We start from the raw sequence: 21,775 nt of genomic DNA on the forward strand, positions 1-21,775 counted from the left end.
CATGTCAGAACTTAAATCGATCAACATCAAAAAACCTATCCCTTCCCTGCGCTTCGAGGGCGGCGAGCACACCGCCATTGGCGATGACACCCAACTGCGTTTTGTGCAGGGAGAACCCTCTATTCCGGGTGCTAACGTCGAGTTGCACCTGCCCAACGGCCTGGCCCTGACCTATGGCCAGATCATCTCCCTGGGGGGTGATTTCTACGGCATTCCCGGTCAACCCATCAGCGATGGCGCGTCGGCAGCCGACCGCGTGCAACGCTTTAGCGCGGCCTTCAACTCGCTGGCAACGTTGCCGGCATCGCGGGCCGAAGCGGGCCAAATCCTCGCGGTCATGCAAAAAGAGATCAATGCAGTCAAGCAGGCCATCAAGGACGGCAAACAACCACACGAGGCCTATGATGCATTAGGAGATACGTTGTCTGAAGAGTGGAACCGTATCACTGGCGGCGGCAGCGTCGTATCAGCGATGGTGCCACTGGGTCGCTATCTGAAGCTGGCGGCCGACAATGCCGACCATTTCGGTGAATGGGCGCTGTCAGCCTACCTGGCCGGGCATACCGCCGCCCTGCAACAAGCGGTAGTGGCTCACCAGAACGGCAGTGATCAGCAATTGGAATTGGCCTACGCCATGAACAGCTTTGCCGATCACTTTTTGACCGATCTGTTTTCTGCGGGCCACCTGCGCGTCCCGCGCAAGCAACTGGCGGCGGTGGTCACACCAGGTGAATTGGGTTCGCTGATCAGTCGTTTTATGCACGATGAAGACAGCAAGTTCGGGCTTAACGTGCGCAACGCCCTGGGCGATGAGTGGCATGCCTATGGTGACAAGCGCTATTTCGATAGCAACGATGCCGCCAACCGCACCCAGGTCAAGCGTGCCGTGCAGGCTTCGGCCGACGAGATATTCGACGCGTACATCAGCGGTATCGCGCCCTCCCCAGCCACGTTCAAGGCACCGCTGCATGTGCCGGACCTGAATGCGGCGAACAACCCGGCAAATAACTTTTCGCCATTGTTCAAGGCCGAAGGCGACAAGGTGCTGCGGCGCAAGGACGTCAACAACCTGAATGACAAGCAGTGGACCAATGATTGGTGGGGGTGGAGTACGTATTTGTTGCTTAAGGACTACAAGCCGAATAACCCGCTGCCTTGAGGTAGCCATAGTTCCCCTGTGTACGGATGACTCGCACACAGGGGACCGTTCGTCGTCACTGTGAATTCTGACAGTATCAGCGATATGCTTGCTGCCCCTAGATTGGATGCCACCACCAAGCTACCTCAACAGCAAGAGGTGCAGTCACCTTGGAGGCCCTTTACTAATCCAGAATAGTGAGGCACACCATGGCAACTAAAAAAAAATGCACGTTCACATCCAAATCCAATAAATCCAAACCCGGAACACAGAATATCGATGCTGCGGACCTACCCAATATCGGTGACACCGTTCAACTTGATGGTGATCCGCCTGCATTGATCCTGGCCAAAAACTTCCATATCGACAATGGCGAAGTTACCCAAATCGACTTTACCCTGGCGTGATACACCTCCCCCGACAAACACAGAATCACCCCCGCTGCGCCTGCGCCTCTTCATGAGCCTGGCGCAGCCGCTCCCGACTGTTAGTCAAATGCAAGCGCATCGCCGCCCGCGCCGCATCCGAATCCTGGCGGGCAATCGCCTCATAAATCTCCTCGTGTTCACGACTCAGGCGGCTCATGTAGTGCTGCTGGTCATCATGGGCCAGGCGCGCTGAATTCAGGCGGGTCCGCGGGATAATGCTGGTGCCCAGGTGCGTCATGATGTCGGTGAAGTAGCGGTTGCCGGTGGACAAGGCAATCTGCAGGTGGAACTGGAAATCCGAGGCCACCGCATCGCTGGCGTGCGCCGCACTTTCATTCAAGGCATCGAGGGCCGCGCGCATCGCCGCCAGTTGCTCGTCACTGCGGCGCTGGGCCGCGAGACCGGCGGACTCTACTTCCAGGCTAATGCGCAGCTCCAGGACCGCCAACACATCACGTAACGTCACCACCGTGGCGGGATCAATGCGAAAGCCGCTGGGGCTCGGCGTATCCAACACAAAAGTGCCGATACCATGCCGGGTCTCCACCTGCCCGGCCGCCTGCAAGCGCGAGATCGCCTCGCGCACCACCGTGCGACTGACCCCATGGGCATCCATGATCGCCGACTCGGTGGGCAACTTGTCGCCACGCTTGAGCTGGCCGTCGCGGATCTGCTCGGACAACACCGTGACCAATTCCTGGGCAAGGCTGCGGCGCTTGCGGGGAAGACGCGGGGCGGGGCTGAGGTTTTCCATGGGTAGCCAATTATCTCGATGATCCAAAGGCGCATCATAGCCCAAGCGAGTTGTACGATCACCGCTCACCATGACTTTGTACCGGGCAAAAAAATGCCCCGGCCAAAGCCGGGGCATTTTATTCAGCACGCGCCCGCAGGCTCATGCTCCGTCACTTCACCACTTTCAAGCTCGGCCGGCCAGTAGGGCGCGGCGGCTCGGAGTCCGGTGGCGGCAGGTCATCATCTTCAACTTCGATCGCTTCGTCGCCTTCAAGAGACGACTCCAGATCAAACACCATGCCCTGGCCATTCTCCCGGGCATAAATCCCCAGGATCGCGCCGATAGGCACATAGAGCGTATGCGGTACCCCGCCAAAACGCCCTTCAAAGCTGACCGCTTCATTGTCCATGTGCAGTTGACGTACGGCACTGGGCGAAACGTTCAGGACAATCTGTCCATCACTGGCAAAACCTTGTGGCACCTGCACCGCAGGAAACTCGGAATTGACCAGCATGTGCGGGGTGCAATCGTTATCCACAATCCACTCATAGAGCGCGCGGACCAGATAAGGTCGACTGGAGTTCATCAACGGCTCCTTAAGCCTTAGCGCATATCGCGTTCGACGCCAGACAGACTTGCCTGGAAAGCCTCACGCGCAAACTGGCGCTCCATGTAATCAAGCAGCGGCTTGGCAGGCCGCGGCAATTCAATGCCCAGAATCGGCAAACGCCAGAGTATGGGTAATAGGCAGCAATCGACCAGGCTTTGTTCCTCACTGAGGAAAAAAGGTTTGTCGGCAAATAACGGTGAAACGCCGGTCAGGCTCTCGCGCAATTCCTTGCGCGCCTGCACACGGGCCGCTTCTTTGCTGCGTGTATCCAGAATCAGATCCACCAGCCCACACCAGTCACGCTGGATCCGATGGATCAGCAGGCGGCTGTTGGCACGTGCCACGGGATAAACCGGCAGCAAAGGTGGATGGGGGTAACGCTCATCCAGATATTCCATCACCACGGTTGACTCCCACAGCGCCAGGTCACGATCGACCAGGGTGGGCAAGCTGCCGTAAGGGTTCACTTCGATCAGTTTCGGCGGATGACGTCCCACCTCCACACTGATGATCTCGGCGCTGACACCCTTCTCTGCGAGCACGATGCGTACTCGGTGGGAATAGTGGTCGGCGGGGTCGGAGTAACAGGCCAACCGATTGGTCACGCCCATGGCGGTCCTCCTCGCTTGTTGAAATTATCGAAAGCTCAAAAACGAGCGCGCCCAGAAAGCATCTCCCGTAACACCTGGATCAACCAGAGCGTTACCCGTTCAGAGACGTCGCTGGGCGCGCAAGATTAACAGCAATTGCCTAAGGTTGGATCAATGCACATCCTTCCAGTATTCACGCTTGAGCAAATAAGCGAATACGAAGAAGAACGCCAGGTACAGCAACACATAGGTACCGATGCGTTGATGCTCCAGTTTGACCGGGTTGGCGGAGTACGCCAGGAAGGTCACCAGGTTCTTGACCTTCTCGTCGAACTGCTCCTCGTTCAGCGCACCGCTCTTGGGCACGATGGTCAGTTGATCACAGGCTTCATGGGTCAACGGCGTGCCGGTCAGCGGGTCATATTGCTTCTTGCCGTTTTCAACGACTTGAACCTGCTTGCATCCTACCACCTGGCGACCTTGCAGGCCGACCAGCACGTTAGGCATGCCGACGTTCGGAAAGACCTTGTTGTTCACGCCCCAAGGACGTGTCGGGTCTTCGTAGAACGACTTCAGGTAGCCATACAGCCAGTCTGTGCCACGTACGCGAGCGACCAGGGTCAGGTCAGGCGGAGCAGCACCGAACCAGGCCTTGGCATCAGCCGGTTGCATGCCGATGTTCATATGGTCGCCAATCTTGGCGCCCGTAAACACCAGGTTGCTGAGCATCAGGTCATGCGGGATGCCCAGGTCATCGGCAACGCGCTCGTAACGCTGGAACTTGGCGCTGTGGCAGCCCATGCAGTAGTTGGCGAACGTACGGGCGCCGTCTTGCATGGCCGCCTTGTCAGAAACGTCGATGTCGACTTTTTCCAGTTCAACACCTGCACCGGAAGCAAAGGACAGGGCCGGCAGGGCAGCAAGAATCAATGCAGCGAATAATTTTTTCATCAGCCAGTCACCCTTTCCGGAACCGGTTTTGTCTTCTCAAGCCGGGTGTAGAACGGCATCAGAATGAAGTAGGCGAAGTACAGGAAGGTGCAGACCTGCGACAGCAACGTACGCTCAGGGGTTGGCGCCAGTACGCCCAGCACGCCCAGGATCACGAACGAGATGCAGAACACCCACAGCCAGATCTTGCTCAGCCAGCCTTTGTAGCGCATGGACTTGACCGGGCTACGGTCGAGCCACGGCAACACGAACAGCACGGCAATGGCTGCACCCATGGCAATCACGCCCATGAGCTTGTCGGGAATCGCCCGCAAAATGGCGTAGAACGGGGTGAAGTACCAGACCGGGGCAATGTGTTCCGGGGTCTTGAAGGCGTTCGCCTGTTCGAAGTTCGGTTTTTCGAGGAAATAGCCGCCCATTTCCGGGAAGAAGAACACAATCGAGCAGAACACAAACAGGAACACCACTACGCCGACGATATCTTTGACGGTGTAGTAAGGGTGGAAAGGAATGCCGTCCAGCGGAATGCCGTTCTCGTCCTTGTGCTTCTTGATGTCCACGCCATCCGGGTTGTTCGAGCCCACTTCGTGCAGCGCCAGGATGTGCAGTACCACCAGGCCGAGAATCACGATCGGCAAGGCCACCACATGCAAGGCAAAGAAGCGGTTCAGGGTGATGCCGGAGATCAGGTAATCACCACGGATCCACTGGGTCAGGTCGTTGCCGATGACCGGAATCGCGCCAAACAGCGAGATGATCACCTGGGCACCCCAGTAGGACATCTGGCCCCAAGGCAGCAGGTAGCCCATGAAGGCCTCTGCCATCAGCGCCAGGTAGATCAGCATGCCGAACACCCACACCAGCTCACGTGGCTTCTGGTACGAGCCGTAGAGCAAGCCACGGAACATGTGCAGATAGACCACGATGAAGAACGCCGAAGCGCCAGTGGAGTGCAGCAGACGCAGGATCGAGCCGTACTCGACGTCACGCATGATGTATTCGACGGAAGCAAACGCCTCTTCTGCCGACGGGGTGTAGCTCATGGTCAGCCAGACACCGGTAACGATCTGGTTGACCAGCACCAGCAGTGCCAGGGAGCCAAAGAAGTAGAAGAAGTTAAAGTTCTTCGGCGCGTAATACTTGCTGAGATGGTCTTCCCACATTTTGGTGGCGGGGAAGCGCGCATCCACCCAATCCATGAACTTGCTCATTACGCGCTCTCCTTATCGACACCAATGACAATAACGTCGTCAGATTCGTAGTTGTGCGGCGGAACCGGCAGGTTCAACGGGGCAGGCTGGGACTTGTAGACGCGACCGGCCAGGTCGTAGTGGGAACCGTGGCAAGGGCAGAAATAACCGCCAACCCAGTCCTTGCCCAGATCCACAGGCGCGACTTCCGGGCGGAAGGTCGGCGAGCAACCCAGGTGCGTGCAAAGACCGACCAGCAGCAGAATTTCTGGCTTGATCGAACGCGCTTCGTTTTGGGCGTAGGCGGGTTGCTCGGAATTCTTGGACTCGGGGTCAGACAGCTGGCCCTCGATCTTCTTCAGATTCCCCAGGATTTCCTCGGTACGACGAACGATGAATACTGGCTGGCCGCGCCATTCAGCAATCATCTGCTGGCCTGGCTCGATCTTGCTGACATTCACCTTCACCGGTGCACCTGCGGCTTTCGCCTTGGCACTGGGAAACCATGACCCCACGAACGGGACCGCAGCCCCCACCGCTCCTGCAGCACCCACCACGGATGTGGCTGCTACCAAGAAGCGACGCCGGCCTGCATTCACGCCGTCATTGCTCATTCAGTCCTCTCCCATCAGCTTTTTGGCCTGTTAAATCAGGCGTCTACTAAGTATTAAATCTGAACTTATAAAAATTTTGCCGAATGGTAATGAAAAGCCCCACCTCTGACAAGGTAATTACCCGAAGCCCAAGCTCCAAGCCTTGTAGTATAGGGGGTCTACGGATGTGGCAAGTTGTCACACAGAAAAAACCTGCATAAAACGCGGGCAATAAAAAACGCCCAGCTCCGTGAGGAGGCTGGGCGTTTTTGTGGAACGTAAAGCGAATTAACGCTTCGAGTACTGCGGACGCTTACGCGCTTTACGCAGACCGACTTTCTTACGTTCAACTTCACGGGCATCGCGAGTCACGAAGCCAGCTTTGCGCAGAGCGCCGCGCAGGGTTTCGTCGTACTGCATCAGAGCGCGAGTGATACCGTGGCGGATTGCGCCAGCTTGACCACTTACACCGCCACCGATAACGGTGACGTAGATGTCGAACTTTTCAACGGTCTCGGTCAGTTCCAGCGGCTGACGAACTACCATGCGGGCAGTTTCGCGACCGAAGAAATTTTCCAGAGTGCGGTTGTTGATCGAGATGTTACCAGTGCCCGGACGCAGGAAAACGCGTGCGGTTGCGGTTTTGCGACGGCCAGTGCCGTAATTTTGAGTCGCCGACATAATGAACTATTCCGTTAAAACTTCAGTTCTTGGGGCTGCTGAGCAGCATGAGGGTGAGCAGCGCCCGCATAGACTTTCAGCTTGCGATACATGTCGCGACCCAGTGGGCCCTTCGGCAGCATACCTTTAACCGCGATCTCGATCGGGGCTTCAGGCTTCTTGGCAATCAGGCCTTCGAAGTTCGAAGACTTGATACCGCCTGGGAAACCGGAGTGACGGTAGTACATTTTGTCGCTTGCTTTGTTGCCGGTTACACGAACCTGCTCAGCGTTGATGATCACGATGTAGTCACCGGTATCAACGTGAGGGGTGTACTCAGGCTTGTGCTTGCCACGCAGACGGCTGGCGACTTCAGTGGCCAGACGACCCAGGGTCTGACCAGCGGCGTCGACGACAAACCAGTCGCGCTGAACTGTTTCCGGTTTTGCAGTAAAAGTTGTCATTCTTTAATAGCCTCAGGGGCCGCCCTGTAAATTAGACGGCGGATCTTACTGAATAGTGCGTACTTTGACAAGTCAAAGGCAGCCGGATACAGACGCTATCGGGGGCTCGGGTCAGCGCGTCCGTTCAACGGCAAGATTCTTCGGCAGGCGGCGCATCACTTCCACTGCAGAAAGAGGTGGGCAATTATGCAGATTGCGAAAAAAAATTCAACCTGCTTTTATGATTGTTTTGCCGAAGGAGCACCCAATGAAGTATCGACAGCTGGGCCGGACCGATCTGAACGTGAGCGAGATCTGCCTCGGGACCATGACCTGGGGTGAGCAGAATACCGAGGCAGAGGCCTTCGCCCAGATCGAACGGGCCAAAGGCGCGGGGATCAACTTCCTCGATACCGCCGAAATGTACCCGGTGCCGCCCAAGGCCGACACCTATGCCACCACCGAGCGCTACATTGGCAATTACTTCAAGAGCCGAGGCGACCGCGCCGACTGGATCCTCGCCAGCAAGATCGCCGGCCCCGGCAATACCATCGACTACATCCGCGATGGCCAGCTCAAGCACAACCGCAAACATATCGTCGAGGCCCTGGATGCCAGCCTCAAGCGCCTGCAGACCGACTGGATCGACCTGTACCAACTGCACTGGCCGGAGCGCAGCACCAACTTCTTCGGGCAATTGAGCTACAAGCACAAGGATGAGCCCGACCTGACGCCGCTGGAAGAAACCCTTGAAGCGCTCGATGAACAGGTCAAGGCCGGCAAGATCCGGCATATCGGCCTATCCAACGAAACGCCGTGGGGCACCATGAAGTTCCTGGCCCTGGCCGAGGCCCGTGGCTGGACCCGCGCGGTGTCGATCCAGAACCCCTACAACCTGCTCAACCGTAGCTTTGAAGTAGGCCTGGCGGAGATTGCCATCCGTGAACAATGTGGCTTGCTGGCGTATTCGCCGTTGGCCTTCGGCATGCTCAGCGGCAAATACGAAGGCGGTGCACGGCCGGCCAAGGGGCGCTTGAGCCTGTACAGCCGCTTCAGTCGCTACTTCAACCCGCAGTCGGAAGCGGCGTGCAGCCGTTATGTGGCCCTGGCCCGCGAGCACGGCCTGGACCCGGCGCAGATGGCCCTGGCGTTTGTGACGCAACAGCCGTTTGTGACCAGCAATATCATTGGTGCGACGACGCTTGCGCAATTGGATAGCAATATCGCGAGTGCCGAGCTGAAGCTGTCGAAAGAGGTGTTGGAGGGGATTGAGGCGATTCAGAAGGATCATCCCAACCCTGCGCCTTGATTGATCTTTAAGCCGCCTTCGCGAGCAAGCCCGCTCCCACATTCGACTGCATTCCAAAGATGGAACTCGGTCGAATGTGGGAGCGGGCTTGCTCGCGAAGAGGCCCTCAAAAACACTACAGATTCAAAGCGCCCGCGCAATGATCTCCTTCATGATCTCGTTGGTCCCCGCATAAATGCGCTGCACCCGCGCATCCGCCCAGGCCCGGGCAATCGGGTATTCCCACATATAGCCGTAGCCGCCGTGCAACTGCACACACTCATCGAGCACCTTGCATTGCAGGTCGGTGGTCCAATACTTGGCCATCGCCGCCGTGGGCACATCCAGCTTGCCTTGCAGATGCAACTCCAGACACTTGTCGACAAACACCCGGCCGATCTGCACCTCGGTGGCAATCTCCGCCAGTTTGAAACGGGTGTTCTGGAAGTCCGCAATCGCCTTGCCAAACGCCTTGCGCTCGCGGGTGTAGTCCAACGTCCACTGCAATGCAGCTTCGGCCGAGGCCAGGGCGCCGATGGCCACGGTCAGGCGCTCCTGGGGCAGCTCCTGCATCAGGTAGGCAAAGCCCATCCCGGCCTGGCCCAACAGGTTCTCCTTGGGTACGCGTACATCCTGGAAGAACAGCTCGGAGGTGTCCTGGGCCTTCATCCCGACCTTCTCCAGGCGCTTGCCCTTGTCGAAGCCCGGCGTATTGGCCTCGACCAGGAACAGGCTGGTGCCCTTGGCGCCCGCCTTGGGGTCGGTCTTGGCCACCACAATCACCAGGTCCGCCAGGAAACCGTTGGTAATAAAGGTCTTGGAGCCATTGATCACATATTCGTCGCCATCCAGCACCGCGGTGGTCTTGACCCCTTGCAGGTCGGACCCGGCGCCCGGCTCGGTCATGGCAATCGCCGTGACCATCTCCCCGGAGACCAGCTTGGGCAAATACTTGTGTTTGAGCACCTCGCTGCCGTAATGCAGGATATACGGCGCAACAATGTCCGAATGCAGAGAAAAACCGATCCCGGTCAGGCCCAGCCGGCCAACTTCTTCAATCACCACGGTGCTGTAGAGAAAGTCCGCGCCCAGGCCGCCGTACTCTTCCGGCAGATGGGAACAGAGCATGCCCGCCTCCCCCGCCTTGCTCCACAGGTTGCGATCAATATGCCCCTGCTTCTCCCATTGCGAGTGGAACGGCACCGCGTCTTTTTCGAGGAAGGTGCGCACGCTCTGGCGAAAGAGTTCGTGCTCCGAGCTGAACAAGGTTCTGGGAATCATGGGTCACCTGCGTCGATTGTCAGACAAAAACAAGATCACAGAGCCTAAGCTGCACGGCCGTCACAGGACACTGGACACATGCGACAAAAAATAAGACGATCCAGCCGTTAGTTGACCACTTTCCCCTATAAGAATAATCGAAATTATGTCTAGCCTCGTCTCCACGCCCCTGCGGCGCGTCAGCATTTTGGCCATTGATCGGGTGTTTGCTTCAACCCTCATGCAAGCCAAGGATTTCTTCCACCTCGCCAGCCTGCGTTACGGCAAACAACTAGGCCAGGGCCTCACCCCAGCCTTTGAAACCCGTCTGGTGAGCCCCGACGGGCAATCGGTGCGCAGCTTCAGCGATGTGATCATGCCGGTGGACGGCGGCCTGGAAAACGCCGACATCATTGTGTTGCCGGCCTTCTGGGATGACTTCGACGCCCTGAGCAAACGCTACCCGCAGATCCTGCCATGGCTGCGCGAGCAGCATGCCCGGGGTGCAGTGCTCTGTGGCGAGGCCACCGGAGTCTTCTGGCTCGCCGAAGCCGGCCTGCTCGATGGCAAGGAGGCGACCACCTACTGGCGCTTCTTCAATGCCTTCAGCGAGCGTTTCCCCAAGGTCCAGCTCAATCAGGACAAGCACCTGACCGACGCCGACAACCTGTACTGCGCCGGCGGCACCACCTCGGCCTGCGACCTCTACATCTATCTGATCGAGCGTTTCTGCGGCGCCAACATCGCCCAGGCCGTGGCCCGCGACATTCTCTACGAAGTGCAGCGCAGCTACGCGCCGGGACGCATCGGTTTTGGCGGGCAGAAGCTGCACCAGGACGTGATCATCCTGCAGATCCAGCACTGGCTTGAAGAGCACTTCGCCGACAAGTTCCGCTTTGAAGACGTCGCCCGCGAACACGGCATGAGCATCCGCAACTTCATGCGAAGGTTCCAGACCGCGACCGGCGACAAGCCGCTGCACTACCTGCAACGCCTGCGGATCGAGACGGCCAAGGGCTTGTTGTCGGGCAGCCGCAAGAGCATCAAGACCATCAGCTATGAAGTGGGTTATGACGACGCGAGCTTCTTTGCGCGACTGTTCAGGCAGCACACGGAGTTGTCGCCGAACCAGTATCGCCAGCAGTTCCAGCAGGCCGCCTGACTAAAGCCGGGCACAATCAAATGTGGGAGCAAGCCCGCTCCCACATTTTGGTTCGGTGTTTGCCTAAGGCTTGTGCGCCCGCGCCAGGAACTCGTGGGATTGCATTTCCAGCAAGCGGCTCAAGGTCCGCTGGAATTCGAAGTTCAAGCGACCGCCAGTGTAGAGGTCCTTGAGTTCGACTTCGGCCGAGATGATCAGCTTGACGTTACGGTCGTAGAACTCATCGACCATGTTGATAAAGCGCCGGGCGATGTCGTCGGTGGTCACGCTCATTTGCTCGACGCCGCTCAAGATCACCGCATGGAAGATCTTGCCCAGTTCGATGTAGTCGTTCTGGCTGCGCGGGCCGTCGCACAGTTCGCGAAAGTCGAACCAGGCCACGTCGTCACAGGTACGCAGGGCAATGATCTGGCGATTTTCGATCATCAACTTATCGTTTTCCACCGCCTGGGTGCATTCCGGCGTCAGCGCGCGAAAGCTCTTGCGCAGGCTTTCGTGGGCCGCTTCGTCGAGGGGGAAGTGGAACAGCTCGGCTTGCTCAAGGTGACGCAGGCGGTAGTCGACGCCGCTGTCGACGTTGACGATATCGGTGTGCTGCTTGATCAGCGCGATGGCCGGCAGGAAGCGCGCGCGTTGCAGGCCGTCCTTGTAGAGGCCGTCGGGCACGATGTTCGAGGTGGCGACCAGGGTTACGCCGTTGCGGAACAGCTCTTCCATCAAGGTGCCAAGGATCATCGCGTCGGTAATATCGGACACGAAGAACTCATCGAAGCAGATCACCCGGGCTTCCTGGGAGAAACGCTTGGCGATGATGGTCAGCGGGTTTTTCTCGCCATGCAGGGTCTTCATCTCTTCATGCACACGCTTCATAAAGCGGTGGAAGTGCGTGCGCGATTTTTCCTTGAACGGCAGCGCTTCGAAGAAGGTATCGACCAGGTATGTCTTGCCCCGGCCCACGCCCCCCCAGAAATACAGGCCCTTGACCGGCACCAGGTCTTTCTTGCCAAACAACTTGCTGAGCATCCCGGGTTTGCTCTGCGAGGCCGCGACCAGGTCTTCGTACAGGCGCTGCAAATGGCGCACCGCCGTTTCCTGGGCCGCATCATGGAAGAAGTCGGGGCGCTTCAGATCAGCTTGATATCGTTCTAGGGGCGTCATAATTTCGTTAGCAAGGCAACAAAAACGGGCCGTCACTGTAACGACGGCCCCGGATAATGGCAATCAACCCTTGGTCGGGTCAGTCCTCGATGGGCGTCAACGCCAAGCGCACGGCTTCGATGGCGGCATCCCGCGCAGCGGCGTCGGCGAAGGCCGGGCTGTCGGCGACACACGCGCCGTCGAGCCACACACTGAAGCTTGAGGCTTCACTGCGCACATCCAGCGCCTGGCCGGACTGCAACTGCTTGGTGGCAGCACCCGCCGCCTTGCCGTCGGCGAAGTTGCGCGACAGCAGCAACTGCTCGCCATCAGCCGCCAGCAGGCGGAAGCGGAAGCTGCCGTCGTCTTCACGAAAGCTCACAAAGCGTGCGGCCTTCACCGCCTTCTTCTTGGTGCTGACTGCCTCGGCGGCCTGGTTGACGAACGAGCGCAGGCCCACGGCTTCACGCAGCTCTTGCAGGAACGGACCGGCAACGGCACGGGCTTTCTTGGCGCCGACCAGCAGCAGGTCTTCCATGTCCGAGGGGCGCGACATCAATTGATGGTAACGCTCGCGGGCTTCACCCAACTGATCGTCCAGCAACTGGAACAGGCGGTTCTTCGCCTCGCCCCAGCCCAGGCCGTCGAGCAGTTCGCTGCGCAGTTGCCGCTCCTGTTCCGCAGTGGCAAACGCCTGGTACAAGGTGAACAGGTGCGAGTTATCCGGATCCTTGGCCTCACCCGGCGCGCGGGAGTCGGTGACGATCCGCGAGATCGCGTCCTTCATGTCCTTGGCGCTGGTGAACAACGGGATGGTGTTGTCGTAGCTTTTCGACATCTTGCGTCCATCCAGGCCCGGCAAGGTGGCGACGCTTTCTTCGATCAACGCCTCGGGCATGGTGAAGAACTCACGGCCCTTGCCAAACAGGTGGTTGAAACGCTGGCCGATATCACGGGCCATTTCCACGTGCTGGATCTGGTCGCGGCCGACCGGCACCTTGTGCGCGTTGAACATCAGGATGTCCGCCGCCATCAGCACCGGGTAGCTGTACAGGCCCATGCTGATCCCGGCATCCGGGTCTTCGCCGTTTTCCAGGTTCTTGTCCACCGAGGCCTTGTAGGCGTGGGCGCGGTTGAGCAGGCCCTTGGCCGCGACGCAGGTCAGCAGCCAGGTCAGCTCGGGAATTTCCGGGATATCGGACTGACGATAGAACGTCACCCGGTTCACATCCAGGCCACCGGCCAGCCAGGTCGCGGCGATTTCCATACGCGAGCGCTGGATGCGCTGCGGGTCATCGCACTTGATCAGGGCGTGGTAGTCGGCCAGGAAGTAGAACGAATCGGCATTGGCATCCTGGCTGGCGAGGATCGCCGGGCGGATGGCACCGGCGTAGTTGCCCAGGTGCGGTGTGCCGGTGGTGGTGATGCCGGTGAGGATACGGGTACGAGTCGTCATGGGTAATCGCTTATCAGACTGCTATCAATTCGAAAGGCGCGGCAGGACCAGATCCTTGAGATCAGTCAGCTTGCCATGGAAAAAGTGTCCACATTCTGCCACTTTCAGCAGTTCATGGGGGCGTTTGAGGGCCGCGGACCAGTCGTAGACGGCCTGCGGGTCGACCACTTCGTCGGTTTCCGGCTGGATCAGGGTCAACGGGCAGTCCTGTGGCAGCACGTCCTCATCACGCAAACGCATGACCGCCGCTGCCACCATGAACAGGTGCGCGAGTTTTTCGCCCTTGGCTTCCAGGCGTCCGCCGAGGCTTGCGGCAACAAATCCACCGAACGAGAAACCCAACAAGGTGATGGGCAGGTCCGGGTGCTTTTCACGCAGCCAACCGGCCGCCGCTTGCGCATCGTCCACTTCACCGGTGCTCATGTCATGGGTACCGGCACTGGCACCCACGCCACGGTAATTGAAACGCAATGTGATCAAACCGGCATCGCGAGCGGTGCGTTGCAAGGTCGATACGACTTTATTAAGCATGGTGCCGCCCTGCACCGGGTTGGGGTGGCAGATCAGCGCCAGGCCACGTGGCTCGGGGTGATCCAGATACAGGGCTTCCAATTGGCCTACCGGGCCATCGATCAAAACGGGGGTTTCACGCATGAGCAAGGAATGAACTCCGTGACCTCTCAAGGGGTCGACTCGTCTAGCTAAAAGTCTGTGCATGGCATCATTGCGAGCTTAATCGCGGTATACAGCGCAGGTTTGAGCCGTTAACGTAAAGCAAAGCCGTTTATAGAGGAAGGACTCGTGGAACACTCGCTCTTAGTTTGGTTGTTGCCGACTCTTGCCCTGGTTGCCGGTGTCGCCATTGGATTCCTGATTGCTCGCCTGCTGCCGAATGCCGCGCCTAACCGCACGCAGCGTCAGCTGGATGACATCCAGGAACGTTTTGACAGTTATCAGAACGAGGTTGTTACCCACTTCAACAGCACCGCGACCCTGGTCAAGAAGCTCACCCAGAGCTACCAGGAAGTACAGGATCACCTCGCCGATGGCGCCAACCGCCTGGCCCTGGACGACATCACCCGTCAGCGTCTGCTGGCAGCACTGCACTCCGATGCCGCGCAAGCCCCACGGGAACGCCTGACCCCACCTCGGGAAAACCAGGAGCCACCACGGGACTACGCACCCAAAACGCCGAACGCCCCCGGCATGCTGGATGAGCATTACGGCCTGAAGAAGTAAGTCGCTTTCAAGCCACAACAAAAAGCCCGGCTGATCGATGATCAGCCGGGCTTTTTGTTAAATCTACACAAACCAAATGTGGGAGCGGGCTTGCTCGCTCCCACATTGACCAAGTACAGCGCTCAGCGGCGTACCGGGCGCTTCTGCAACTTGCGCTGCAAGGTCCGGCGATGCATGCCCAACGCTCGGGCAGTCGCCGAGATATTGCCTTCATGCTCGGTCAACACACGTTGGATGTGCTCCCACTGCAGGCGGTCCACCGACATCGGGTTTTCCGGCACCAGGGTGTCGAGGTCGGCGTGCTCGGAGAGCAGCGCAGCCAGTACGTCATCCGCATCGGCCGGCTTGCACAGGTAGTTGCAGGCACCGCGCTTGATCGCCTCGACGGCGGTGGCAATGCTGGAGTAGCCGGTGAGGATCAGCACGCGCATTTCCGGGTCCAGCTCCAGCAGCTTGGGCAATAGCACCAGGCCGGAGTCGCCATCCATTTTCAGGTCCAGTGCCGCGTAGTCCGGCAGGTCGGCCTGGGCGATGGTCAGGCCCTCTTCTGCCGACCCCGCCGTGCTGACGCGAAAACCGCGCCGGCTCATGGCGCGCGCCATCACGCGGGTAAAGGTGGCATCGTCATCTACCAGCAACAGGTGCGGCAGTTCTTCGCCTTCGACTTGGATCTCGTCACTCATCGATGTCTCCTCGTGCAGCACGGGGCAGGCGCAGCTCGGTGAGCGTGCCGCCTTCCTCATGGGGGTAAAGTTTCACCGAGCCGCCAGCGCGGGTCACGCTGGCCTTGCTCAAGAACAGGCCCAGGCCGAAGCCTTTGCCCTTGGTGGTAAAGAATGGCTTGCCGATTTGTTCGGCGATGGCCAGCGGCACACCGGCGCCGTGGTCACGAATGCTGATGGTGAGGGTTTCCGAATCCCAGTCCAATTGCACTTCCAGCCCTTCCGGACAGGCGTCGGCGGCATTGTTCAACAGATTCAGCAATGCCTGGGTCAAGTCCGGCGGTGGCGCCATGCGCGGTACCGCGCCCTGCCCCAACAGATGGAAGCGATAACTGGCTTCGGGGCGCATCAGGTGCCAGCGGTTCAGTGCTTCGTGCAGCCACTGGGTGACGTCTTGCATGTCCACCGCCAGGCGCCGGTTGGCTTCGGCGGCGCGCACCAGTTGCTGCAAGGTTTGCTTGCACTGCTTGACCTGCTCCTGCAGCACGCTGAGGTCGTCCTGTAGCGCCGGGTCGTGATGGTCCTGGCGCATTTCCTTGATCAGCACGCTCATGGTCGCCAACGGCGTGCCCAGCTCATGGGCTGCGCCGGCGGCCTGGGTCGCCACTGCCAACAGTTGCTGGTCGCGCAGGCCCTCTTCGCGGCGAATAGCGCGCAGTTCTTCCTGGCGCCGCAGCTCTTCGGCCATGCGCGCGGCAAAAAAGGTGATCACCGCCGCCGACAGCGCGAAGCTCAGCCACATCCCGTAGATCTGCAGGTTTTCCCGGGCGATCGGGAAGGTTTCCAGGGGATAGAACTGCGCCAGCAGCAAGGTGTAGAGCGCCAGGGCAATACCCGACAGGATCACCGAGTAGCGCCACGGCAACGTCACGGCAGCAATGGTCAGTGGCACCAGGTAATAGGAAACGAACGGGTTGGTGGAACCACCGGAGAAATACAGCAACACACTGTGGATAAACAAGTCACAGGCCAGTTGCAGGGCATACTCCAGCTCCGTCACCGGCCACGTGGTGCGCAGGCGGATGGCCGTGAACACACACAGCACCGTGGAAAAAGCCAAGGTCACCCACAGTTGCAGCCAGGGCAACGGCAGCAGGTCAAACCAATAGGCAAGCCCCACGGAACCGGCTTGTGCGGCCAGGACCAGGGTGCGGATAAACGTCAGGCGCCAGAGGTTCTGGCGAGTGGCGGAAGTCAGTTGTACGGGGGCGAGCATGAGCTCTCCTGATGAGCGCTCCAGGCGGATCGCAAGGAGTATAAACGAAGCCAGGGTATCGACAGCGTGTGTGTGGCCCTTTGACGCAGGTCACATAATCAGGAACGCCGGACGCAAATTGACCGTTCGTCGGCATCGCGCCAAGGTGTAGAGAATTTGTAACCCGACGAACCCAAATCGCCCGTCTACAGTCTTATCGAACACGATCACCCTCAAGGAGCTTCCATGTCACGTTTCACTCGCAGTGCCGCCCTTATTGCCCTCAGCGTTGGCACCGTCGCCAGCCTGCCCGTGCTGGCTGCCGATCAACTGCACTACAACCAGATTTCCCTGCGTGCCGAAGTCAGCCAGGAAGTGGCCCGCGACCAGATGATCGTCACCCTGTACACCGAGTCCCAGAACACCGACCCGGCCAAGCTGGCCGCAGAAATCACCACCACCATGAACAAGGCGCTGGCCCAGGCCCGCGAAGTCAAAAGCGTGACCCTGCGCCAGGGCAGCCGTAACAGCTACCCGATCTACGACAACAAGAACCAGAAGATCACCGGCTGGCGTGAACGCGCCGAACTGCGCATGGAAAGCTCGGACTTCGCGGCGCTGTCCAAGCTCACCGGCGAGATGCTGACCCACCTGAAAATGGACAGCATGGACTTCGCCATCGCCAACCCGACCCGCAAAGCCAGCGAAGATGCGCTGCTCAAGGAAGCGGTCAGCGCGTTCAAGGCCCGTGCCCAACTGGCCACCGATGCGCTGGGCGGCAAGGGCTACAAGATCGTCAACCTGAACTTCAATACCAATGGTTATCCACAGCCCTACGCCCGTGGCGGCATGATGATGAAGGCCGCTGCGATGGATTCGGCGCCCACGCCTGAGGTCGAGGCCGGTACCAGCCAGGTCAGTATGTCGGCGGACGGGGTAATCGAAGTTCAGATGCCCTGATTGAGCAATACCTTAGTTGTAATAACGCTGCCTTCGGGCGGCGTTTTTTTTGCCTGTACAACAGCGCATGATTTTTCCTGAAAGCTGTAGCCATCGGCTTAAACCCAACTTACAAAGCAAACCAAATCGCAAAACCGGAACTTATCACACTCATACCACCACCAAAAATAGCATACAAAAAACCACAACAAGGACGCTGTTATTACATTAACGACCAATATAAATCTACTTACTAAAAACGAGTCAACCATGAATATAAGCCAACCTTCTGCGCCCCCTCTTACGGCCATACCTCAGCCCCCAATACATCATCGCCATACTCGAAGCATTGACAGTTCACCCGCCCCAGAAAACCAAATCAAGGACCGTATAACCGATTCAGAAGACAAAAAAACTGACGATAAACAAAAGCATATTTCGGGCGCTCCTTCCAACCCCGAAACCAGCATCTATAGTGCAACTATTTATGGCGAAAATTCGGCACCTCCACCAAATAAAAACTTTACGCTGGAAGAGCGAAAAAATCATATTGATAGCTATGCTCATCGCGTAAAAAATCAGATAAAAAATGTGGAAACCGGTAGTGAAAACGAGAGAAACGTCAAGTTCCAGAACGTTCGCCAGTTCCTCGAACCTTCGGGTTATTTCAGTGGCGGTTTGTTGGCCGCAGGATACGACCCGCATGAAAAAATCACGGCGACGTTCACCTCCTACGTCGGGAAGGGAAAACCCGAAACACTGAACAATACCTTCCAACGTACCTATTATGCGTGGGAAATTGCAGCGGGCGCCCTTGCGCACGATGAGGTTCAACGGGGAGGCCCGATAAACTTCAACTTTATGGAAATCCCGGAGAAGGACAAAAGCCTGGTTGCCGACCTGACATCGGTCGGCAAGAAACTCCAGGATCATTGGGAAAATGATTTTACCAGCCCCATAAAAAGCGGCTTTAACCTTCTGGGAGAACTGGGATTCCCAGGAGCCTCAATAGGCTCGCAACTCCTTGGAGACAGTGGCGTCACGAAAGAAATAGCGCTCCGCTCGGGGAAAGCCGACGCCTATCTGGTACGGGGAACCTTGCAGAATTTCCGAAATAACCAGGACAGCTTTGAAATCTTAAGCCCCGAAGGTAAAGAAACAATAATTCGTACCCTGGATAAAAATGGGCAAGTCATTATCCCCAACATATATGGCTACCCATTGTCCGGATATGCTTTTATTCCCTATACGCCATATGATGGTGATTACAAGAGCAGACCCACTCAGGGTTTAATGATTGATTTGAAGAACGGCAGCCTCCGTGAAATACATGGCGACAAAGAGTTTGCGACATGGGCCAAAGACAACCGTGACAACTTACTGCAGAGTTTCAACGCCCGCGACAAGCAAGGCGGCAAAGATGCTCACTGGCCCATGGCAGGTGAAGTGCTCGACAATTTGATTTCCGGTGCCAACGCCCACTACCCCGGGTATTACAGTAAATTGTCAGATCAATCCATACCGGTTTCGCAGACATTCAATTACACCAGCTCACGCGGTTCAGATTATAATTTGAAATATGGCAATCTGAATGACGGCATTGCCGAAAAATACCAGGCCGTAAACACAAAAAATGCGGCATGGGCCGACCAAACCGAGGTGTTTGGCTCCTCGCAACAAACCTGGAAGGCCGCGAAGGAGTTTTGGGGTAACACGTTCGCTTACATCCCCGGCCTTGGCAACCAGGGCAATATTGTATTTGGCACCCACGATGGCATCTATGGCATGACGGCCTCTGACCGCGTTGGTGGCAATGCTGCTGCGGTAATATCAGCCCTGCAATTGGCTCACGATGCTGCGCCGTTTGCAGCAGAGGCAAGTTTAAGTGAAGTCCCCCTCTCTTTTAACGCGCTAAAAGCCGAAGATTACAGTTGGAGATATAACTCGCAAAATAATGACTTTGAATTGGTGCGAGCGTCAGAAGCTGAGAGCGGTACCAATGAAGTGGAGACATCCAGACAGGGAAGGACAGAAACAAGTAGCGAGGCGGGTGACATTCGACCAAAACAACCTGAAACGATCAATCCATTGCGCCCCAGCCAATCGGGGCATATCAGCCAGCACGCAGTGCCAGACGGCGAGAAAGTCATCGAATATGCCGTGCGCAACGCCAAGGGTATTTATCAGGTAAAGGATCCACTAACCGGTGCAGACAGCTGGTTCATTCGCTATACCGATGCGCAGGGTATCCCTGGGGTGTATGAGATCAAAAGCGATTTCAAACTGAGCAACGGTTATGTGCAGATCATTGACCCCAAAACCAGAACACCGATAATGACCGTCCACTCATCCGGTCACGGCGAGTGGGCACCGGCCAGTGGAAAGGGCGGCATCAAATGGCCTTGGGAGCGCACCCCCTCGCCCACGCCAAGTGATGATCCGAAGTCCCCCACCACCTTTGCCAATAACTTTCTCGATCTCGATGGCAAAAAGCTTCCCTCATCTGACAGGATTGATGAGTTCCTGAAAGTCAGAGAGGGAACCCAATATGACTTCGCCGGTAGCAACTATGAAGAGAACGGAGTCATCAAAACAAAATTCCAGGTGGACTGGAGCATCGAAGACAATAACTTCGCCGTTGCACCCGGAGAAAAAGCACAACTCACGGAACACAGTTCGAACAAATATTCACCCAACTTTGTTTTGGATTTAAATCGTAATACTTATACCGTTGTCACGACAGAAAATGGGCTTCCCGTGTCTAAGCCACTGAATGCAGGGGCTGGCTCAGGCTCGGCCGAAGGCATCAGACAAGGAAGATTGCAGCAATTTGAGCAACTTATTCCTGACGCTGATCTGCGTGCCAGTATTTCCGAGGTCGCTCATCAAGGCTCTCTGGCTCCTGCCGTCACGGATCTGAGCCCGGGATCGATGCTACAAGATGGCTATTACTTCGCCGCTGACGATACTCAGTTTTATATCGTGTACGACCCAGCCAAGGACCTGACCAAGGTTCAGATTACTTCTAAGGGACATCTCTCCTACCCGGACAAAGATATCCGCAATATTCCAGGTGTGGAGGTAACGATCCGCAGGACCTTCACAATACGCAAGGGCAATGAGTTGGGCAGCCCATATCCGATCGACAAAGACGCCCCAACCAATATTGAGGTCTCCGTCGCCCCCCGGAATGAAGTGACCAGGTAACGTCCCTCTACTGGATTCACCTGCTCAAGGTACGCCAAGCCCTGGACATGGCCATCGATAAACCGGCGATTATCCAGGCGGTGTATCAAAGTGCCGGGCAATTGGCGCAGAACGCATAGCCTGCGGCCCAGTGGTCTTATGACCCCAACATCAAGGATACGCCGCACGATCCGGTCAAGTCCCGGGCGCTACTAAAAGAAGCAGGGGTTGCACCAGGTACCACCATCAACCTGTGGGCTATGACCGTGCAGCGTGCCTCCAATCCCAACGCGCGAATGTCGGCGCAGGTGTTCCAGCACGACTGGGCCAAAGTCGGGATCACCGCCAATATCATCAGCTATAAGTGGGGCGAACACATCAAGCGCGCAAAAAACGGCGAGCACGATGTGATGATTTACGGCTGGACCGGCGACAACGGTGACCCGGATAACTGGCTCGGCGTGCTCTACAATTGTGCCGCAGTCAAGGGCAGCAACTATGCAAAATGGTGTAACCCGCAGTACGACCAACGGGTGCCGAAGGCCAAGCTCAGCAGTGACCGTGACGAACGCATCAAGTGGTATCAACAGGCGCAAAAAATACTTAAGGATCAGGCACCTATAACGCCTACTGCGAACTCGACGGTTTTTCAGCCACTGCGCAAGGAAGTCCAGGACTTCAAGATCAGCCCGTTTCGGCTGACACCGCTCTACGGCGCAAGTCTGAATAAGTAACAACAACGCCCCAACCGAGTGCGCCAGACACCTTGATTGGGCCGATACGGTGCATGTCGCGCACCGAAAAAAACCCTCAAAGATGCAGTTTTGTGTCGAAAATTACATGAATGCGACA

At 57.5% G+C, this 21,775-nt stretch carries 21 protein-coding genes and 1 pseudogene; 8 read left to right on the forward strand and 14 right to left on the reverse strand.

Annotated elements, in window-relative coordinates; all coding sequences use genetic code 11:
* The first annotated feature begins 1 nt into the window (after position 1).
* The gene (locus H097_RS12535; RefSeq protein ID WP_032860115.1) at positions 2–1,159 is read left to right on the forward strand and encodes a hypothetical protein; all 1,158 of its coding nucleotides are present in this window, start codon (positions 2–4) and stop codon (positions 1,157–1,159) included.
* Positions 1,160–1,347: 188 nt separating this feature from the next.
* Positions 1,348–1,545 (forward strand): hypothetical protein, encoded by a 198-nt coding sequence (locus H097_RS12540; protein ID WP_032860116.1) that lies wholly within the window; start codon positions 1,348–1,350, stop codon positions 1,543–1,545.
* A gap of 25 nt (positions 1,546–1,570) precedes the next feature.
* Here H097_RS12540 and H097_RS12545 read toward each other — a convergent pair whose 3' ends face one another.
* The 8 genes from H097_RS12545 to rplM form a co-directional block, all read right to left on the reverse strand.
* Positions 1,571–2,320 carry a FadR/GntR family transcriptional regulator gene (locus H097_RS12545; RefSeq protein ID WP_032860117.1) on the reverse strand — a complete coding sequence of 250 codons (750 nt, stop codon included), beginning with the start codon at positions 2,318–2,320 and terminating at the stop codon, positions 1,571–1,573.
* 151 nt (positions 2,321–2,471) lie between these two features.
* The gene (locus H097_RS12550; protein WP_032860118.1) at positions 2,472–2,888 is read right to left on the reverse strand and encodes a ClpXP protease specificity-enhancing factor; all 417 of its coding nucleotides are present in this window, start codon (positions 2,886–2,888) and stop codon (positions 2,472–2,474) included.
* Between the two features lie 17 nt (positions 2,889–2,905).
* Positions 2,906–3,523 carry a glutathione S-transferase N-terminal domain-containing protein gene (locus tag H097_RS12555; RefSeq protein ID WP_027604841.1) on the reverse strand — a complete coding sequence of 206 codons (618 nt, stop codon included), beginning with the start codon at positions 3,521–3,523 and terminating at the stop codon, positions 2,906–2,908.
* 150 nt (positions 3,524–3,673) lie between these two features.
* A complete protein-coding gene (locus H097_RS12560; protein ID WP_032860119.1) occupies positions 3,674–4,453 on the reverse strand; it encodes a cytochrome c1 in 780 nt (259 codons plus the stop codon).
* Positions 4,453–5,664: a cytochrome bc complex cytochrome b subunit gene (locus tag H097_RS12565; RefSeq protein ID WP_003188526.1), complete on the reverse strand. Its 1,212-nt coding sequence runs from the start codon at positions 5,662–5,664 to the stop codon at positions 4,453–4,455. The genes H097_RS12560 and H097_RS12565 overlap by 1 nt, the downstream gene beginning before the upstream one ends.
* Positions 5,664–6,257, reverse strand: a complete 594-nt coding sequence (petA, locus tag H097_RS12570; RefSeq protein WP_032860120.1) for a ubiquinol-cytochrome c reductase iron-sulfur subunit — start codon at positions 6,255–6,257, stop codon at positions 5,664–5,666. Before petA ends, H097_RS12565 begins: the two co-directional genes overlap by 1 nt.
* Positions 6,258–6,524: 267 nt before the next feature.
* Positions 6,525–6,917: a 30S ribosomal protein S9 gene (rpsI, locus tag H097_RS12575; protein ID WP_003216038.1), complete on the reverse strand. Its 393-nt coding sequence runs from the start codon at positions 6,915–6,917 to the stop codon at positions 6,525–6,527.
* A 14-nt stretch (positions 6,918–6,931) separates the two neighbouring features.
* Positions 6,932–7,360: a 50S ribosomal protein L13 gene (gene rplM, locus H097_RS12580; protein ID WP_029291908.1), complete on the reverse strand. Its 429-nt coding sequence runs from the start codon at positions 7,358–7,360 to the stop codon at positions 6,932–6,934.
* Positions 7,361–7,607: 247 nt separating this feature from the next.
* On the opposite strand from rplM, the gene H097_RS12585 reads away from it, so the two are divergent.
* Positions 7,608–8,648: an NADP(H)-dependent aldo-keto reductase gene (locus H097_RS12585; RefSeq protein WP_032860121.1), complete on the forward strand. Its 1,041-nt coding sequence runs from the start codon at positions 7,608–7,610 to the stop codon at positions 8,646–8,648.
* 123 nt (positions 8,649–8,771) lie between these two features.
* Here H097_RS12585 and H097_RS12590 read toward each other — a convergent pair whose 3' ends face one another.
* Complete coding sequence (locus H097_RS12590) at positions 8,772–9,908, reverse strand: acyl-CoA dehydrogenase family protein (protein ID WP_032860122.1); 1,137 nt, start codon at positions 9,906–9,908, stop codon at positions 8,772–8,774.
* Between the two features lie 220 nt (positions 9,909–10,128).
* Between H097_RS12590 and H097_RS12595 the strand changes: the two genes are divergently transcribed.
* Complete coding sequence (locus tag H097_RS12595) at positions 10,129–11,049, forward strand: GlxA family transcriptional regulator (protein ID WP_174553311.1); 921 nt, start codon at positions 10,129–10,131, stop codon at positions 11,047–11,049.
* A 63-nt stretch (positions 11,050–11,112) separates the two neighbouring features.
* Here H097_RS12595 and zapE read toward each other — a convergent pair whose 3' ends face one another.
* The 3 genes from zapE to H097_RS12610 all read right to left on the reverse strand — a co-directional run bounded on the left by zapE (position 11,113) and on the right by H097_RS12610 (position 14,296).
* Positions 11,113–12,207, reverse strand: a complete 1,095-nt coding sequence (zapE, locus tag H097_RS12600; RefSeq protein WP_032860124.1) for a cell division protein ZapE — start codon at positions 12,205–12,207, stop codon at positions 11,113–11,115.
* Positions 12,208–12,286: 79 nt separating this feature from the next.
* Positions 12,287–13,642, reverse strand: a complete 1,356-nt coding sequence (locus tag H097_RS12605; protein WP_032860125.1) for a tryptophan--tRNA ligase — start codon at positions 13,640–13,642, stop codon at positions 12,287–12,289.
* A gap of 24 nt (positions 13,643–13,666) precedes the next feature.
* On the reverse strand, positions 13,667–14,296 hold the full coding sequence (locus H097_RS12610; protein WP_032860126.1) for an alpha/beta fold hydrolase: 630 nt from the start codon (positions 14,294–14,296) through the stop codon (positions 13,667–13,669).
* A 147-nt stretch (positions 14,297–14,443) separates the two neighbouring features.
* Here H097_RS12610 and H097_RS12615 point away from each other — a divergent pair, with 147 nt between their 5' ends.
* Positions 14,444–14,881 carry a DUF1043 family protein gene (locus tag H097_RS12615; protein WP_032860127.1) on the forward strand — a complete coding sequence of 146 codons (438 nt, stop codon included), beginning with the start codon at positions 14,444–14,446 and terminating at the stop codon, positions 14,879–14,881.
* Between the two features lie 122 nt (positions 14,882–15,003).
* Here the strand turns inward: H097_RS12615 and H097_RS12620 are convergent, their stop codons facing one another.
* Together H097_RS12620 and H097_RS12625 are read right to left on the reverse strand one after the other, a co-directional pair.
* Positions 15,004–15,564, reverse strand: coding sequence for a response regulator transcription factor (locus H097_RS12620; RefSeq protein WP_029291924.1), 561 nt, complete (start codon positions 15,562–15,564; stop codon positions 15,004–15,006).
* A complete protein-coding gene (locus H097_RS12625) occupies positions 15,557–16,819 on the reverse strand; it encodes an ATP-binding protein (RefSeq protein ID WP_032860128.1) in 1,263 nt (420 codons plus the stop codon). The genes H097_RS12620 and H097_RS12625 overlap by 8 nt, the downstream gene beginning before the upstream one ends.
* Positions 16,820–17,044: 225 nt before the next feature.
* On the opposite strand from H097_RS12625, the gene H097_RS12630 reads away from it, so the two are divergent.
* The 3 genes and pseudogenes from H097_RS12630 to H097_RS12640 form a co-directional block, all read left to right on the forward strand.
* A complete protein-coding gene (locus H097_RS12630; RefSeq protein ID WP_032860129.1) occupies positions 17,045–17,758 on the forward strand; it encodes an SIMPL domain-containing protein in 714 nt (237 codons plus the stop codon).
* Between the two features lie 249 nt (positions 17,759–18,007).
* Positions 18,008–20,944, forward strand: a complete 2,937-nt coding sequence (locus tag H097_RS12635; protein ID WP_032860130.1) for a hypothetical protein — start codon at positions 18,008–18,010, stop codon at positions 20,942–20,944.
* A 23-nt stretch (positions 20,945–20,967) separates the two neighbouring features.
* Positions 20,968–21,657 (forward strand): annotated as a pseudogene (locus tag H097_RS12640) (ABC transporter substrate-binding protein); the annotation flags it as partial.
* Between the last annotated feature and the right edge of the window lie 118 nt (positions 21,658–21,775).

It is taken from the genome of Pseudomonas sp. FH4 (assembly GCF_000510915.2).
GTDB lineage: Bacteria > Pseudomonadota > Gammaproteobacteria > Pseudomonadales > Pseudomonadaceae > Aquipseudomonas > Aquipseudomonas brenneri.

Excerpts from the sequence above, each read along its gene's own strand:
- H097_RS12605 (WP_032860125.1), bottom strand. The coding sequence starts at position 13,642 with ATGACGACTCGTACCCGTATCCTCACCGGCATCACCACCACCGGCACA.
- H097_RS12610 (WP_032860126.1), bottom strand. The coding sequence starts at position 14,296 with ATGCGTGAAACCCCCGTTTTGATCGATGGCCCGGTAGGCCAATTGGAA.
- rpsI (WP_003216038.1), bottom strand. The coding sequence starts at position 6,917 with ATGTCGGCGACTCAAAATTACGGCACTGGCCGTCGCAAAACCGCAACC.
- H097_RS12545 (WP_032860117.1), bottom strand. The coding sequence starts at position 2,320 with ATGGAAAACCTCAGCCCCGCCCCGCGTCTTCCCCGCAAGCGCCGCAGC.
- H097_RS12555 (WP_027604841.1), bottom strand. The coding sequence starts at position 3,523 with ATGGGCGTGACCAATCGGTTGGCCTGTTACTCCGACCCCGCCGACCAC.
- H097_RS12565 (WP_003188526.1), bottom strand. The coding sequence starts at position 5,664 with ATGAGCAAGTTCATGGATTGGGTGGATGCGCGCTTCCCCGCCACCAAA.
- H097_RS12595 (WP_174553311.1), top strand. The coding sequence starts at position 10,129 with ATGCAAGCCAAGGATTTCTTCCACCTCGCCAGCCTGCGTTACGGCAAA.
- H097_RS12620 (WP_029291924.1), bottom strand. The coding sequence starts at position 15,564 with ATGAGTGACGAGATCCAAGTCGAAGGCGAAGAACTGCCGCACCTGTTG.
- H097_RS12635 (WP_032860130.1), top strand. The coding sequence starts at position 18,008 with ATGAATATAAGCCAACCTTCTGCGCCCCCTCTTACGGCCATACCTCAG.
- H097_RS12540 (WP_032860116.1), top strand. The coding sequence starts at position 1,348 with ATGGCAACTAAAAAAAAATGCACGTTCACATCCAAATCCAATAAATCC.
- H097_RS12535 (WP_032860115.1), top strand. The coding sequence starts at position 2 with ATGTCAGAACTTAAATCGATCAACATCAAAAAACCTATCCCTTCCCTG.
- H097_RS12625 (WP_032860128.1), bottom strand. The coding sequence starts at position 16,819 with ATGCTCGCCCCCGTACAACTGACTTCCGCCACTCGCCAGAACCTCTGG.
- H097_RS12630 (WP_032860129.1), top strand. The coding sequence starts at position 17,045 with ATGTCACGTTTCACTCGCAGTGCCGCCCTTATTGCCCTCAGCGTTGGC.
- rplM (WP_029291908.1), bottom strand. The coding sequence starts at position 7,360 with ATGACAACTTTTACTGCAAAACCGGAAACAGTTCAGCGCGACTGGTTT.
- H097_RS12585 (WP_032860121.1), top strand. The coding sequence starts at position 7,608 with ATGAAGTATCGACAGCTGGGCCGGACCGATCTGAACGTGAGCGAGATC.
- H097_RS12550 (WP_032860118.1), bottom strand. The coding sequence starts at position 2,888 with ATGAACTCCAGTCGACCTTATCTGGTCCGCGCGCTCTATGAGTGGATT.
- H097_RS12590 (WP_032860122.1), bottom strand. The coding sequence starts at position 9,908 with ATGATTCCCAGAACCTTGTTCAGCTCGGAGCACGAACTCTTTCGCCAG.
- petA (WP_032860120.1), bottom strand. The coding sequence starts at position 6,257 with ATGAGCAATGACGGCGTGAATGCAGGCCGGCGTCGCTTCTTGGTAGCA.
- zapE (WP_032860124.1), bottom strand. The coding sequence starts at position 12,207 with ATGACGCCCCTAGAACGATATCAAGCTGATCTGAAGCGCCCCGACTTC.
- H097_RS12560 (WP_032860119.1), bottom strand. The coding sequence starts at position 4,453 with ATGAAAAAATTATTCGCTGCATTGATTCTTGCTGCCCTGCCGGCCCTG.